The following is a 15,206-nucleotide window of genomic DNA, read 5'->3' on the forward strand; positions in this document are numbered from 1 at the left end:
GGCAGCCTGAAGCCGCCTACTCCGCCGCCACCCGATCCGGGTTGAGCATGGTTTTCAGATACCTACCGGTATGACTGCGTTCGACTTGAGCGATCTCTTCGGGCGCTCCGACGGCTACGATCTCTCCACCGCCGTCACCGCCTTCAGGCCCGATGTCGATGATATGGTCGGCGGTTTTCACCACGTCCAGATTGTGTTCGATCACCACGACGGTATTCCCCTGATCGACCAATTCATGCAGCACTTCCAACAGCTTGCGTACATCTTCGAAATGCAGACCCGTGGTCGGTTCGTCCAGAATATAGAGCGTCCGCCCGGTTGATCGTTTCGACAGTTCCTTGGACAGTTTGACACGCTGCGCCTCACCACCCGACAGCGTGGTCGCCTGTTGACCCACCTTGATATAGCCAAGACCAACGCGGGCAAGCGCATCCATCTTGTCTCGGATCGAGGGCACGGCCTTGAAGAACTCCTGCGCGTCTTCCACCGTCATATCAAGCACATCCGCAATGGACTTGCCCTTGAACTTGATCTCGAGCGTCTCGCGATTGTACCGCGCGCCCTTGCAGGTTTCGCAGGTGACATAGACGTCGGGAAGGAAGTGCATCTCGATCTTGATGACGCCGTCCCCCTGACAGGCCTCACAGCGGCCGCCCTTCACGTTGAAGCTGAAACGACCCGGCTTGTATCCCCGCGCTTTCGCCTCGGGCAGCCCGGCGAACCAGTCGCGGATCGGGGTGAAGGCCCCAGTATAGGTTGCCGGATTCGACCGCGGAGTCCGCCCGATCGGGCGTTGGTCGATATCGATGACCTTGTCCAGATGCTCCAAACCCTTGATCGTCTCACACGGCGCAGGCGTCTGCCGCGCGCCATTCAGGCGCATCGAGGCGGTCTTGAACAACGTCTCAATCGTCAGGGTCGACTTACCGCCGCCAGATACACCCGTGACACAAACAAACTTGCCCAAGGGAAATTCGGCCGTCACGTTCTTGAGGTTGTTGCCCGAAGCCTTTACCACCGTTACCTTTTTCTTGTTCCCCTTGCGCCGCTCGGCGGGCACCGGAATCTCGCGTACGCCCGACAGGTACTGCCCCGTGATCGAGGCCGCATCCGCTGCGATCTGCTCGGGCGTGCCGTGGCTGACCACCTGCCCGCCATGAACGCCGGCGCCGGGGCCAATGTCGAACACATAATCGGCTTCGCGGATGGCTTCCTCGTCATGTTCGACAACAATCACGGTGTTGCCCTGATCCCGCAGATTCTTGAGCGTACCAAGCAACCGGTCATTGTCACGCTGGTGCAAGCCGATCGAGGGCTCGTCCAATACATAAAGCACCCCGGTCAGGCCCGATCCAATCTGGCTTGCCAGACGAATACGCTGACTTTCGCCGCCTGACAGGGTTCCACTTGAACGAGATAGCGTAAGGTATTCCAAACCAACATTATTCAGGAAACCCAGCCGCTCGCGGATTTCCTTCAGAATGGCCCGGGCGATCTCATTCTTCTGAGCGCTCAGATGGTTCGGAGCATCCTCGATCCAGGCAAGCGCTTCGCGGATGGACATTTGCACCACCTGACCGACATGCAGCCCCGCAATCTTCACGGCCAAGGCTTCGGCGCGCAGACGATACCCTTCGCAGGTGCCGCATGGGCGGTTGTTTTGGTACCGTTCGAATTCCTCGCGTATCCACGCGCTATCAGTTTCGCGATAACGCCGTTCCATATTTGGAATCACGCCTTCGAAGCTGCGTGTCACCTGGTACACCCGTCCGCCCTCGTCATAGCGGAACTGGATCTCCTCATCGCCCGAGCCCCGCAGGAACACCTGCTGCACTTTGCTGGGCAGGTCTTTCCAAGGCGTGTTCTTGTCAAACTCATAATGACGCGCGATGGCCTCGATGGTCTGAAGGAAATACGGCGACTTGCCTTTCCTCCATGGTGCCAGGGCCCCGTCATACAGTTTCAGCGTCTGATCCGGCACCACGAGACGCTCGTCAAAGAACAGCTCGACCCCCAATCCGTCACAATCCGGGCAGGCTCCGAATGGCGCATTGAACGAAAACAGGCGCGGTTCAATCTCGGGGATGGTGAAACCGCTGACCGGGCAGGCGAAGTTTTCGCTGAAGGTAATCCGTTCCGGCTCTCCTTCTCGTGGGGCGGTTTCCAGAATCGCGATTCCGTCCGCCAGATCCAAAGCGGTGCGCAGGCTATCGGCCAAACGCGTTTCCATGCCTTCACGAACAACCAGGCGGTCGACCACAACGTCAATATCGTGACGGAACTTCTTGTCCAATGTCGGGGGCTGATCCAGCTCATGGAACTCACCATCCACCTTCACGCGCTGGAACCCCTGCTTGCGCAGTTCCAGAAATTCCTTCCGGTACTCACCTTTGCGGTCGCGCACGATCGGAGCCAGCAGATAACCCCGCGTGCCCTCCTCCATCGCCATGATGCGGTCGACCATGTCCTGCACCTGTTGCGCCTCGATCGGCTGGCCGGTGGCCGGGCTGTACGGCGTACCTGCGCGCGCGAACAACAGACGCAGATAGTCATAGATCTCGGTTACGGTTCCCACAGTCGAACGCGGGTTCTTCGAGGTCGTTTTCTGTTCAATGGAGATCGCCGGAGACAGTCCACTGATATGGTCGACATCAGGCTTTTCCATCATGTCGAGAAACTGCCGCGCATAGGCGGACAGGCTTTCGACATAACGGCGCTGACCTTCGGCATAAATCGTGTCGAACGCCAGCGACGACTTGCCCGAACCGGACAGCCCGGTGATCACCACCAACTGATCCCGAGGGATGTCGACATCGATGCCTTTGAGGTTGTGCTCGCGCGCGCCGCGCACCTCTATATTCTTCAGCTCAGCCATTTCCGGCCCCCAACAAACAAGTGGTTTAGAGATAGGCGAGCTTGCCCGAGTCTCCAACAGAAAAGTTAGAACATTTAGTGAACGTACAGGTTTTCGCCGACCAAATCAAACGATGGGCATGGAATCGAACAGCTCAATGCCTGGCTATCTGGCGAACTTATGATTTTGAGAAGAAAATGGCGCGGTTGACGGGGCTCGAACCCGCGACCCCCGGCGTGACAGGCCGGTACTCTAACCAACTGAGCTACAACCGCGCATCTATTTCATGGCCTTTGCCCTGGACCAAGGTTGGCAGCGATGGCGCGGTTGACGGGGCTCGAACCCGCGACCCCCGGCGTGACAGGCCGGTACTCTAACCAACTGAGCTACAACCGCCCGCTGCATGTTCATTGCTGAACGTTTGGGTGTATTATGGCCACGGTCGGGCAGCGTCAAGCGGCGTTTTGCAGTTTTTTGTCAGAATCCAGTTTTTTGTTTACCCGCTGTTTTTTGCCCTCGCGAATTGTTCAATTTCGCTTGCAGCGCACCCCCGGGGAAGATATGACCGCGTGTCATGGGTGATTAGCTCAGTGGTAGAGCGCTTCGTTCACATCGAAGATGTCAGGAGTTCAAATCTCTTATCACCCACCACCCCCTTTTCGGATTTTCGCTTGAAACCAGCGGGCTTGCCATGTCGCGCGTTCGGTGGCTATCGTGCCCTATTTGGCCTGACAACAGGCCACACACACAAAGGCTGAGGTCACCATGACGGGGTTAAAGCGCGACATTGGCCTTCTGGGACTGACCTTCATTTCAGTCGGAGGAATCATCGGCTCGGGCTGGTTATTCGGCCCCCTTCTGGCCGTTCAGCATGCAGGGCCTGCGGCCACGATCTCGTGGATAGTCGGCGCGGTTGCCATGTTCATATTGGCCATCACCTTCGCAGAGATTTCCGCCATGCTGCCCATTCCCGGAGGGATCGCGCGCGTGCCTCAGTTTTCGCATGGCAACATCGTATCGATGGCCATGGGATGGACCGCCTGGATCGGCTACAACACCACAGCGCCAATCGAAGTCGAGGCCATGCTGAAGTACCTGGCGCCGTATGCGCCCTGGCTGCATACGGCCGAGACAGGTGATTTGACCGGGGCGGGTATTTTCGTTGCGCTGGTTTTCATGCTGCTGTTCGTCGCGGTGAATGCGCTTGGGGTCAAGTTCTTCACGCGCGTCAATGCTGCGCTGACCTGGGCCAAGATCGCCATACCAGTTGTCCTGTCCATTCTGCTTGTCGCAAGCCGGTTCAACATCGAGAACTTCACCCAACCGGATAGTTTTGCGCCCTACGGCGCGCAGGGTATCATGGCCGCCGTTTCCACCGGGGGCATTATTTTTTCATTCATCGGCTTTCGCCATGTGGTTGATATGGCTGGCGAAGTTCGAAATCCAAAATTTGCAATTCCGGCCGCATTGGTGTTGTCGATAGTTCTTTGCGCCTTCATCTACCTTGGCTTGCAAGTGGCCTTCATCGGTGCGCTGGACCCATCCATGCTGTCCAAAGGATGGGCACAGTTGAGCTTTGGGGGCGAAGGACCACTGGACGCCATCATCATGTCTGTTGGGCTGGTCTGGTTTCTGAGCCTGCTGAATATCGGATCCGTGATAGGCCCCTTTGGAAACGGGCTGGTCGCAACCGGGTCGAACGCCCGTATCGCCCTCGCCCTTTCAAAAAACGGTTTCCTGCCCAAACGGTTGCAGGTTTTGTCGTCATTCGGGGTTCCGCTGTGGGCGCTGGGGCTGAACTTTCTGATCGGAACGGTTTTCCTGCTGACAGTACCCTTTACCACCGTCATTGCCCTGAACGGTGCGGCCATCGTCTTGTCATTCGCCGTCGGGCCCATAGCCGTGGTATGCCTGAGAAACCTTATGCCAGATCATCCCAGATCGATCCGAATACCGGCCGTACGCCTTGTCGCACTGTCCGCTTTCGCCATCGCCACGCTGATCGTGTATTGGAGCGGATGGGACACGGTCTGGCGGCTTGGCATCGCGCTGATTGTCGGGAAAATTCTGTTGCTGATCCGGTTCCGGGGACGTTTGGATGAAATGGACGTTACCGAGGCCCTGTGGCTTGTGCCTTATTTCTCAGGCCTTGGGCTGATCTCATTCCTTGGGCAATTCGGAGCCGGTTCGTTGAAGCAGATCCCGTTTGGGTGGGACCTTCTGCTTTGCATCCTGTTTTCGTCGATCATTTTCGTTCTTGCCGTCCGCTCGGCGCTACCATCGAAAAAATTCAATAAATACATAGCCGAAGAAGAAATACTTGATCCAAAACAACCGGTCATTGGATTGTAAAAAAGGCAAGGCATTCGCCCCGCCTTTTTCATTCGCTCAATCTGCTTAGTGTGCCGTGGCCGATGGCCCCGTCGCCTCTGACGAGGCTGCTGCGGCTGCGGCGGCCTCCTCGGCGGCTTCGTCCCATTCAACCGGCTCCGGTGTACGAACGAGAGCATGCTCAAGAACCTCCGAGACGTGCTTGACCGGGATGATTTCCAGCCCTTCCTTCACATTGTCCGGGATATCCGCCAGGTCCTTTTCGTTTTCCTCTGGGATCAGGACCGTCTTGATACCACCGCGCAACGCAGCCAGCAGTTTCTCCTTCAAGCCGCCGATCGGCATTGCGTTCCCGCGCAACGAAACCTCGCCCGTCATAGCGATATCCTTGCGAACGGGAATGCCCGTCAGAACCGATACGATCGATGTCACCATCGCCAGACCCGCTGACGGACCATCCTTGGGCGTTGCGCCATCCGGCACGTGCACATGGATGTCGATCTTGTCGAACTGAGGCGGCTTCACTCCGATCTTGGGAGAAATCGACCGCACATATGACGACGCCGCATCGATGGATTCTTTCATCACATCGCCCAGCTTGCCTGTCGTCTTCATCCGACCTTTGCCGGGCAGCTTCAACGCCTCGATATGCAGCAGATCGCCCCCGACCGAGGTCCAGGCCAAACCGGTCACGACACCGACCTGATCGTCCTGCTCGGCCAGACCGTAACGGAACTTTGGCACGCCCAGGAATTCATCCAGGTTTTCTGGCGTGACCGTAACGGTTTCCGCCTCTTTCTTGATGATCTTGGTCAGCGCTTTCCGTGCCACCTTGGCGATTTCGCGCTCGAGGTTCCGCACACCGGCCTCGCGGGTGTAGGTGCGGATTATCTTTTGCAGCGCGTCATCGGTCAGCTCAAATTCCTTGGTTTTCAGACCATGGTTTTTGACCTGCTTGGCGATCAGGTGCTGTTTGGCGATCTCGCGCTTTTCATCCTCGGTATAGCCGGCCAGTGGGATGATCTCCATCCGGTCCAGCAACGGCCCGGGCATGTTATAGCTGTTGGACGTGGTCAGGAACATCACGTTGGACAGGTCATATTCGACCTCAAGATAGTGATCCATGAACGTGTTGTTCTGTTCCGGGTCCAACACCTCGAGCATCGCCGAGGCCGGGTCACCACGGAAGTCCTGCCCCATCTTGTCGATTTCATCGAGCAGGATGAGCGGGTTCGTGGTTTTCGCCTTTTTCAGCGCCTGAATGATCTTGCCGGGCATCGAACCGATATAGGTCCGGCGGTGGCCGCGGATCTCGGATTCGTCGCGCACCCCACCCAAGCTAATGCGAATGAACTCGCGCCCCGTGGCCTTGGCGACGGATTTACCCAAGCTGGTCTTGCCCACGCCCGGAGGGCCGACAAGGCACAGGATCGGGCCTTTCAGCTTTTTCGAACGCTGCTGAACGGCGAGATATTCGACGATCCGCTCCTTGACCTTTTCAAGGCCATAGTGATCGGCGTCCAGTATATCCTGCGCACGACCCAGATCCTTTTTGACGCGGGATTTGGTGCCCCACGGCAAAGACAGAATCCAGTCCAGATAATTGCGCACCACGGTTGCTTCGGCTGACATGGGCGACATGTTCTTGAGCTTCTTCAGCTCGCCTTCCGCCTTCTCGCGCGCTTCCTTCGACAGCTTGGTCTCGGCGATCTTGGCTTCCAGTTCGGCGATCTCGTTCGCGCCGTCCTCGCCATCGCCAAGCTCTTTCTGAATGGCCTTCATCTGCTCATTCAGATAATACTCGCGCTGGGTCTTCTCCATCTGGGATTTGACGCGGGTCTTTATCTTTTTCTCGACCTGCAGAACCGACATTTCGCCCTGCATCAGGCCATAGACTTTTTCAAGCCGCTCGCTGACGCTGAGTGTTTCCAGCAGGTCCTGCTTTTGTTCGACCTCGATGCCCAGATGGCCCGACACAAGGTCGGCCAGCTTTGCCGGCTCGGTGGTTTCACCCACGGCCGTCAGCGCTTCTTCGGGGATGTTCTTGCGCACCTTGGCATAGCGCTCGAACTCGTCCGCGACGGTGCGCAACAGGGCTTCGGTCGTGGTGACGTCACCCGGGATTTCGGTCAGATATTCCGCCCGCGCCTCGAAAAACTCTTCGTTTTCAAGAAACTCGGTGATCTGCACGCGCGCCTGCCCTTCGACAAGCACCTTGACGGTGCCGTCGGGCAGTTTCAGCAGCTGCAACACATTGGCCAGAACACCGGACTGGTAAATACCGTTCTCATCCGGGTCGTCGACGCTGGGGTCAATCTGGCTGGACAGCAGAATTTGTTTGTCATCCTGCATCACCTCTTCCAGCGCGCGGACCGATTTGTCTCGGCCCACGAAAAGCGGCACGATCATATGTGGGAACACCACGATATCGCGCAGCGGCAGGACGGGGTATGAGGAATTCAGAGGCTCTTGCATGCTCTATCCTTATCGTTGGCAAGATGGCGCTTGTCCCTCATGGAGGCAACATCCGGCCATCTCCTGTCTTGGACGATAAAGGTGGGGCCTCATCGCCCTTTTTCAACCTTATCGCCATGTATCGTGTCGCAGCATGAACCGAGGTTTTCGGGACTGCAAGATGTCCCGGGAACATATCCACCGAAATTAGTGTAGCATGCATATGCAATGCGCAATTTCGGGGTCAGAACACCTGCTGCACCGCCCGGGACAGAAAAAACCCGTGGCCATCCAGGTTGCGACATTCCAGACCTTTCGTGGAGGAGGTGCAGGTGAATCCTCCGAACCGACCGGTGATACCATATTCCGCAAGGTCAAATCCGTCCCGGTTCCGATTCAGCGGCTGGCACAGCATTTCCACGGCACCGGTGGCGAACATATGAAAATCATGCCCCCAGTCAGATTGACAGTTCGCGGGGCGCGGCAACGCCGTAGGGCCGTATCTTTCTATGATCGTACACCGAATGTCCGAGGACTCGGCGCTTTCACCCACCGAACACTGAATGTTTTCGGATGGGGTTTCAAAGGTCCAGACGTCAGCAACGGAAGGGGATGCGCAAAAAATGACTGCGCCGAGGAAAAAGCGGAACATCAAAAATTCTCCGGGTAACAAACAAAACAACTTTGAACAAAGTGGTTTCAGAATACCGGAAAACCCCGCAATTGTCACCTGAACGGACAGGTTACAAGGGCTCGATATCGCCCTGTGCGCGTTGCGCGTGGAACGCGGCCTGCCACGCCTCGAATGAGCCTTGAGCGATCGCGTCCCGCATGCCCTGCATGATTTCCTGAAAGTAATGCAGGTTGTGCCAGGTCAGCAACATGCCCGAGATCATCTCGTTGGCGCGGAACACATGGTGCAGGTAGGCACGTGAATAGTTCGAACAGGCCGGGCAAGAACAGTTTTCATCCAGCGGGCGTGGATCATCCGCATGACGCGCGTTCTTGATGTTCACCACGCCATGGCGCGTGAACACCTGACCGGTACGGCCCGAGCGCGAGGGCAGAACGCAATCCATCATGTCGATCCCGCGCGCCACTGCTCCGACTATGTCATCCGGCTTGCCAACGCCCATCAGGTAACGCGGCTTGTCCATGGGCAGGAAATCAGGCGCATAATCGAGACAGTCGAACATGGCTTCCTGCCCCTCACCCACTGCCAGACCGCCAACGGCGTAGCCTTCGAAACCAATCTTCTTCAACGCCTCGGCGCTTTCTTCCCGCAGATCCCGCTCCAGACCGCCCTGCATGATTCCGAACAGAGCATGCCCCGGACGATCCCCGAATGCGTCACGGGATCTCTCGGCCCAACGCATCGACAAACGCATGGACTCGGCGATCCGGTCGCGATTTGCAGGCAATGCAGGGCATTCGTCAAAGCACATCACAATGTCGGAACCCAGAAGGAGCTGAATTTCCATTGATCTTTCTGGCGTCAGCTCGTGTTTCGATCCGTCAATATGGGATTTGAAGGTCACACCCTTTTCGGTCAGCTTGCGCAAACCGGCCAGCGACATGACCTGAAACCCCCCCGAGTCCGTCAGGATCGGTCGGTCCCAGTTCATGAACTTGTGCAACCCGCCCAGGCGATCAATCCGCTCGGCCGTGGGGCGCAGCATCAGGTGATAGGTGTTGCCCAGCAGGATGTCGGCCCCGGTGGCCCGGACGCTTTCCGGCATCATCGCCTTGACCGTCGCGGCGGTACCAACCGGCATGAAGGCAGGTGTCCGCACCTCGCCACGCGGAGTGCTTATAACACCGGTGCGCGCCTTGCCGTCTGTGGCCTTGAGCTTGAAAGAGAATTGCTGGGTCATGTCATCGCCTCGGATCGCCGAACCGGGCAGGATTTGCCCGATCCGATCGGTCTTTGCAACCCGTCAGGGCAAGGATGCAACGCGGTCAGTAAACAGACGCACGACACCCGCCCCATCCACATCACGACAAACATGAACTGCGGGACGATCCCGGTCAGGTTGCGTCGCACCTATCCGGTCGCCTTCCGTCACAACACGCAGCCCGGTTTCGACCATGTCGAACATGGCCCCGTGCGAACAGGCGATCACGGCGGTTGAATCATGCAGGCCGCACCCTTCCAATCCGCCGATTTCTTTATAGAATCTCAGGTAAAATCGAGAGATATCACGCAGAAAAGATCCCATGCCGGGCGATTTTTGAGCCAGCGCGTCGAAATCCGCGGTCTCGTAAAGTGTTTTCAGGGTAACGTCCAAACCAACCAGCACGGTCTCGGGCGGTGCGGAAAAGACCGCATCTGCGGCAACCGCATCGTGATAGATGTTGGCTTCTGCATGGTCGGTAACGTTGCCTTTGCAGTAGACGGCACCGCCCATGATCACCAAACGGCCGAGATTACCGGCAAATTCCGGGTCCAATCGCATGGCGTTGGCAATGTTGGTCAGCGGTCCGACCGCACAAACAACCAACTCGTTTTTGTGCATCCGGGCCATCTCGGCCAGAAACTCTGCGGCGGGAAGATCATGGTTCCGTCCGATCTCGGGAATCTCGGTCAGATCGCCAAACCCTTCGGGACCATGGACATGGTCCGATGGGACGTGCATGTCAGCCCCCAGAGGGAAAGGCGCACCCTCCGCCACCGGAAGGTCCAGGCCCAGCTTGTCCAGCAGAAAACGGGCATTGCGGCTGGACTGATGAACATACGTATTGCCGAACACCGTGGTCAGGCCGATCAGGTCAAATTCAGGCGCAGCGGCGGCATAGGCAATCGCCATGGCATCGTCGATGCCGGGGTCTGTATCGATTATCAATTTCATCCCCGCCCGATACCGCAAACAAGCCGGGATGCAAAGCAGTCACAGCAGTTCGGCTCAATGCTGAATTCCCGTAGTGAGGCGTTTGCATCTGCCGGTTTTCCCTCCATACCAGAGTTGAAATCGAGCGACTCGATCCCCATATGTATACCATAGTACACAATAAAAAGAGGACAGAATGACCGAAGATCAGATCATCGGACTGCTTTCATCAAACATCATTTACCTGCTGGCCGCCGTGCTGGTGGTCATCGTTATTTTCAAGGGCATCAAGATCGTTCCGCAATCCGAAAAATACGTGGTTGAACGGTTTGGAAGACTGCATTCGGTGCTTGGCCCCGGCATCAATTTCATTGTTCCGTTACTGGACGTTGCCCGCCACAAAATCTCGATCCTTGAACGCCAGTTGCCGAACGCGACACAGGACGCGATCACCAAGGACAACGTGCTGGTGCAAATCGACACCTCTGTCTTCTACCGCATTCTCGAACCGGAAAAGACGGTCTATCGTATCCGCGACGTTGACGGAGCGATTGCCACCACGGTTGCCGGTATCGTTCGTGCCGAGATCGGCAAGATGGATCTGGACGAAGTGCAGTCGAACCGTGCACAGTTGATCACACGCATTCAGGAAAGCGTTGAAACCGCAGTGGATGATTGGGGAATCGAAGTAACCCGGGCCGAGATTCTGGATGTGAATCTGGATCAGGCCACCCGCGATGCCATGCTGCAACAGCTGAACGCTGAACGCGCCCGCCGTGCGCAGGTGACCGAAGCCGAAGGCCAAAAACGCGCCGTCGAGCTGCACGCCGATGCCGAGCTGTACGCAGCGGAGCAAACCGCCAAGGCGCGACGCATTCAGGCCGAGGCCGAGGCCTACGCTACAGGCGTCGTCGCCAAGGCCATTCAGGACAATGGCATCGAGGCTGCGCAGTATCAGGTTGCGCTGAAACAGGTTGAAGCCCTTAATGCACTGGGCAACGGTTCCGGCAAGCAGACCATAGTTGTGCCTGCCAATGCGCTCGAAGCCTTTGGTGACGCGTTCAAGATGCTCAAAGGAGGTAGATGATGGCTGATCCCTTTTGGCTGACCTGGTGGATCTGGCTGGCCGCCGCGCTGGCTCTGGGGATCCTGGAAATCGTTCTGCCCGGATTCATCTTTCTGGGCTTTGCAATCGGGGCCGCGATCACCGGTCTCATCCTTGTCATCCCCGGCCTGACACTGTCATTGCATGTGATCGCGCTGATCTTCGCAGTTCTTTCGTTGATCGCATGGCTTGTTCTGCGCCGGCTTTTTGCCTTGCCGCACGGTCAGGTCAAAACCTTCACGCATGACATCAATGACTAAGACACAGTGACGCTCACCCGAGCGTCACGCCCCTACTGGACGCTGTTGCAGGTATTCCCTATATAATCACTCAGGCAACTGACCCGAGGCAAAGATGACCCACCCGAGCGAACAGTTTGAAGGCACCCCGCTGATTGCGCCGTCAACGATTGAACACCCGCTGTACGAGGCAGTCGTCGAAGCGTGCCGCACGGTTTACGATCCGGAAATTCCAGTCAACATCTATGACCTGGGCCTGATCTATACGATCGACATTTCTCCGGACAACGCAGTGAAAGTTATCATGACCCTGACGGCACCCGGATGCCCGGTCGCGGGCGACATGCCTGGCTGGATTGTCGAGGCGATTGAACCTGTTGCAGGCGTCAAGGAAGTCGATGTCGAACTGACCTGGGAACCGCCCTGGGGCATGGAAATGATGTCAGATGAGGCGCGCCTGGAATTGGGCTTTATGTAGCCATCAGGCACTTGCCCTGCCAACTGTCACGAAAGCTTGGCATTTTCGTCACCTTGTCGTGCAGCCCCTGTCACACTCCTGACGGATAACATCTGAAGGTGGCATTCGCGTATGCGGTGCCGTCGGCTGGGCACGCCATGACCGCCCCCCGCTTCCCAGCTCAAGAATATGGGCCGTTCTTGCCCGAGAACGGTCCTTTTTTGTTCCGACAACGACGATCAATTCAGATTGCAGGTTTCCTTGATCTCTGCCGCTCTGGCGTCCAGCTGCTTGATGTAGTCACCTGACAGCATTTGCAGCCTTTTTTGCTCGGTTCCCGTGACCAGCCCCAACAGAGCCCCGGCAGGTGTTATGGCAGCAATGCTTTCCAGTTGTTTGTCTTCCGCATGTTTCTTTTCCGATGCAATTGCGCGCAGATCCCCTTCCGCCGTTGCACAATTCACCGGGTGCCGTTCGGATCCCGTGGCCGCCCAAGCTTCGTCGGACATCGCACACACGCTTACGAAAAAAAGTGCGGGCGCAAGCAAAGCTACTTTAACTTTCGACTCTAAGTAATTCATATTTTTACCACTTCATGTCATGCCATCTATTCGGACGGGGTTCCAAAACTTCATAAGACCGATGCTAACCCCGCCTCCCGTATCAAAGCAAGTTGGCAGAGCGGCGACGCAGAAACACTAAGCTTTCCAGCGAATTCAATTTCTTTACACGACATTGCCTTGAGCAAAAGAGCCTTGGCCCCTAGATTGGGTGTAACGCGCGACAACGGAGATTTACATGTTCGGCATCCCCGGCAAACAGGCTGTGACCATAACGCCCAAAGCCGCAGAGCAGATTACCCGCCTGATGAATTCGGGCGGTCACGCTGGTTTGCGCATCGGCGTCAAAAAAGGCGGCTGTGCAGGCATGGAATACACCATGGAATATGTCGATCAGGCAGATCCTCATGACGAAGTGGTCGAACAGGACGGCGCGCGCATCATGATTGCGCCAATGGCCCAGATGTTTCTGTTTGGAACCGAAATCGATTACGAAGTGTCGTTGTTGGATTCCGGATTCAAATTCAAGAACCCGAACGTCGTCGACGCCTGCGGCTGCGGTGAGTCGATCAAATTTGACGAAAACATCGCCCAACAAGGCTAAGCCCGCCTCATCACTTTTCATTTGAACGTCGCATGCGGACCCATCTTCGATGTTTCCGTCCGGGATCAGCATGCGAGCAGAATTGTAAGATGATGCCGACAATGCTATCCGCATGCTAAAATCATCGGATGATCAGGGAGATACCGAAATGCGGCAGAAGCTGGCGGCTGGAAACTGGAAAATGAATGGGACCGGCGCTGAGTTGACCGAGTTGAAGGCGCTGTCTCAGATCCACCCGGCGGCATCGGTGGATATCCTGATTTGCCCACCGGCAACATTGCTCAGCCGCGCATCAATTGCCGTTCAGGGCACCGCCATCTCTGTCGGTGGTCAGGACTGTCATGCCGCAAAATCAGGCGCACACACCGGAGATATCAGTGCGGATATGCTGGTGGATGCCGGTGCAACATCGGTCATCCTGGGCCATTCCGAACGCCGCGTGGACCACGGTGAACATGATGAAGATGTGCGGGCCAAGGCGCGCGCAGCGATGGATGCAGGTCTGAAGGCGATCATTTGCGTCGGCGAAAGCCTTGAGCAGCGCGAAGCGGCCAATACGCTCGACATCATCGGCGGCCAGATGTCCGGGTCGATCCCGGATCAGTCGACCGGCGAGAACCTGATCGTCGCGTATGAACCGATCTGGGCAATTGGCACCGGCAAAGTTCCCACCCTGGAAGAAATCGGGGAAGTTCACGACTTCATGCGCGCCCGGCTGGAGCGCCGCTTTGGCGAAGGCGTGGGCCGTTCTGTCCGCCTGCTTTATGGCGGTTCGGTGAAACCCAGCAACGCGGCGGATATATTTTCAGTTTCCAACGTCGATGGCGCACTTGTGGGCGGGGCCAGCCTGAAAGCGTCTGATTTCTCGGATATTATTCAAGCGCTGGAAGGCGCCTAGTTCCAGACTTCGTCCCACAGTTTCTTCGGCTCAAGGATCGGTTATTCAATAGATCGTCGCTTCAACGCGTTGCGGTCAGGGTTGTTCACTACAACAGGCCCGTCCCCTTTTATCGTACAAAAATCCTGCCTTGCGCACGAAACTCCGTGAGTTGACGAAGATACGCGGGATTCCGAACTGAGCGATGGGAAGCGAACAAAACTAAACTGGGTAATGGCGCGATATGTTTTCTGACGCCCCGCCTTGGGCAGGGCATCCAGCTCTTCCAGCACGGTCGGGTTGCCGCCCTGTACAGGATGATTGCGACCTTGTGAGACAACTCCGCCATCCCGCGCCAGAACCGATCCGATGCGACATCCGCCGTCGTCAAATCCGGCCTCCGCCTTTTCAGGAGCCACGCAAAATGCGTCTGTCAGAGCCGGTCAAAATTCCGAGCCGCGTGTGTGTACTATAAACTGCCGAAGTACTTTGGCTTGGCAAGTCAAGCGCATCAGGCCAGCTTCATCACCACAAGGCCTGTCACGATCAGAACCGCAGCTGCGATCCGCGCAGGTGTCAGGGCTTCGCCAAGAAACAGAATACCGACACTGAACGCCCCCACCGCACCGATCCCAGTCCAGATCGTGTATGCGGTCCCCAACGGCAAGTCCCGCATTGCAAGCGCCAGCAGACCAAATGAGCCCAACATCGAAACGCCCATCACGGCCGTCGGCCACAATCGGGTAAAACCGGCCGACTGCTTCATGGCAACCGCCCAGACAATTTCCAAAAGGCCAGCAAACAGAAGAAAGATCCAGGGCATAAGACAACCTCATAGCCGTACGGGTCGTCCCGAATGATGTTCCAGAAAGCAGAGGTCGTCCTCTGTGCCTCAAA

14 protein-coding genes and 3 tRNA genes are annotated in these 15,206 nt (G+C 56.9%); 7 read left to right on the forward strand and 10 right to left on the reverse strand.

The window, feature by feature from the left end:
* Positions 1 to 16: 16 nt before the first annotated feature.
* From uvrA to GOW31_RS05135, 3 genes are all read right to left on the reverse strand, one after another.
* Positions 17 to 2,875 (reverse strand): excinuclease ABC subunit UvrA, encoded by a 2,859-nt coding sequence (gene uvrA, locus GOW31_RS05125; protein ID WP_152457857.1) that lies wholly within the window; start codon positions 2,873 to 2,875, stop codon positions 17 to 19.
* Between the two features lie 177 nt (positions 2,876 to 3,052).
* A tRNA-Asp gene (locus GOW31_RS05130) sits at positions 3,053 to 3,129 on the reverse strand.
* A 44-nt stretch (positions 3,130 to 3,173) separates the two neighbouring features.
* A tRNA-Asp gene (locus GOW31_RS05135) sits at positions 3,174 to 3,250 on the reverse strand.
* 180 nt (positions 3,251 to 3,430) lie between these two features.
* Between GOW31_RS05135 and GOW31_RS05140 the strand changes: the two genes are divergently transcribed.
* A tRNA-Val gene (locus GOW31_RS05140) sits at positions 3,431 to 3,505 on the forward strand.
* 114 nt (positions 3,506 to 3,619) lie between these two features.
* On the forward strand, positions 3,620 to 5,206 hold the full coding sequence (locus GOW31_RS05145; RefSeq protein WP_171168328.1) for an APC family permease: 1,587 nt from the start codon (positions 3,620 to 3,622) through the stop codon (positions 5,204 to 5,206).
* Positions 5,207 to 5,251: 45 nt separating this feature from the next.
* On the opposite strand, the gene lon is transcribed toward GOW31_RS05145, so the two are convergent.
* The 4 genes from lon to GOW31_RS05165 all read right to left on the reverse strand — a co-directional run bounded on the left by lon (position 5,252) and on the right by GOW31_RS05165 (position 10,488).
* Positions 5,252 to 7,660: an endopeptidase La gene (lon, locus tag GOW31_RS05150; RefSeq protein ID WP_171168329.1), complete on the reverse strand. Its 2,409-nt coding sequence runs from the start codon at positions 7,658 to 7,660 to the stop codon at positions 5,252 to 5,254.
* A gap of 223 nt (positions 7,661 to 7,883) precedes the next feature.
* A complete protein-coding gene (locus GOW31_RS05155) occupies positions 7,884 to 8,291 on the reverse strand; it encodes a DUF6636 domain-containing protein (RefSeq protein ID WP_171168331.1) in 408 nt (135 codons plus the stop codon).
* A 91-nt stretch (positions 8,292 to 8,382) separates the two neighbouring features.
* The gene (gene tgt, locus GOW31_RS05160; protein ID WP_171168333.1) at positions 8,383 to 9,513 is read right to left on the reverse strand and encodes a tRNA guanosine(34) transglycosylase Tgt; all 1,131 of its coding nucleotides are present in this window, start codon (positions 9,511 to 9,513) and stop codon (positions 8,383 to 8,385) included.
* 63 nt (positions 9,514 to 9,576) lie between these two features.
* Positions 9,577 to 10,488 (reverse strand): nucleoside hydrolase, encoded by a 912-nt coding sequence (locus tag GOW31_RS05165; protein ID WP_171168336.1) that lies wholly within the window; start codon positions 10,486 to 10,488, stop codon positions 9,577 to 9,579.
* A gap of 175 nt (positions 10,489 to 10,663) precedes the next feature.
* Here GOW31_RS05165 and GOW31_RS05170 point away from each other — a divergent pair, with 175 nt between their 5' ends.
* The 3 genes from GOW31_RS05170 to GOW31_RS05180 all read left to right on the forward strand — a co-directional run bounded on the left by GOW31_RS05170 (position 10,664) and on the right by GOW31_RS05180 (position 12,289).
* Positions 10,664 to 11,554, forward strand: coding sequence for an SPFH domain-containing protein (locus GOW31_RS05170; protein WP_171168338.1), 891 nt, complete (start codon positions 10,664 to 10,666; stop codon positions 11,552 to 11,554).
* Complete coding sequence (locus GOW31_RS05175; RefSeq protein ID WP_171168340.1) at positions 11,554 to 11,832, forward strand: NfeD family protein; 279 nt, start codon at positions 11,554 to 11,556, stop codon at positions 11,830 to 11,832. Before GOW31_RS05170 ends, GOW31_RS05175 begins: the two co-directional genes overlap by 1 nt.
* Before the next feature lie 94 nt (positions 11,833 to 11,926).
* Entirely contained in the window at positions 11,927 to 12,289 is a 363-nt protein-coding gene (locus GOW31_RS05180; protein ID WP_152457849.1) for an SUF system Fe-S cluster assembly protein, read from the forward strand.
* Positions 12,290 to 12,507: 218 nt separating this feature from the next.
* Here the strand turns inward: GOW31_RS05180 and GOW31_RS05185 are convergent, their stop codons facing one another.
* Positions 12,508 to 12,777: a hypothetical protein gene (locus tag GOW31_RS05185; RefSeq protein WP_171168342.1), complete on the reverse strand. Its 270-nt coding sequence runs from the start codon at positions 12,775 to 12,777 to the stop codon at positions 12,508 to 12,510.
* Between the two features lie 289 nt (positions 12,778 to 13,066).
* Between GOW31_RS05185 and GOW31_RS05190 the strand changes: the two genes are divergently transcribed.
* Entirely contained in the window at positions 13,067 to 13,432 is a 366-nt protein-coding gene (locus tag GOW31_RS05190) for an iron-sulfur cluster assembly accessory protein (RefSeq protein WP_171168344.1), read from the forward strand.
* A 148-nt stretch (positions 13,433 to 13,580) separates the two neighbouring features.
* The gene (gene tpiA, locus GOW31_RS05195) at positions 13,581 to 14,330 is read left to right on the forward strand and encodes a triose-phosphate isomerase (protein WP_171168346.1); all 750 of its coding nucleotides are present in this window, start codon (positions 13,581 to 13,583) and stop codon (positions 14,328 to 14,330) included.
* A gap of 41 nt (positions 14,331 to 14,371) precedes the next feature.
* On the opposite strand, the gene GOW31_RS05200 is transcribed toward tpiA, so the two are convergent.
* The gene (locus GOW31_RS05200; protein WP_171168348.1) at positions 14,372 to 14,728 is read right to left on the reverse strand and encodes a nucleoside deaminase; all 357 of its coding nucleotides are present in this window, start codon (positions 14,726 to 14,728) and stop codon (positions 14,372 to 14,374) included.
* A 92-nt stretch (positions 14,729 to 14,820) separates the two neighbouring features.
* Positions 14,821 to 15,132 (reverse strand): multidrug efflux SMR transporter, encoded by a 312-nt coding sequence (locus GOW31_RS05205; RefSeq protein WP_171116148.1) that lies wholly within the window; start codon positions 15,130 to 15,132, stop codon positions 14,821 to 14,823.
* Positions 15,133 to 15,206: the final 74 nt, after the last annotated feature.

The organism is Ruegeria sp. HKCCA0370, from assembly GCF_013033705.1.
Classification (GTDB): domain Bacteria; phylum Pseudomonadota; class Alphaproteobacteria; order Rhodobacterales; family Rhodobacteraceae; genus Ruegeria.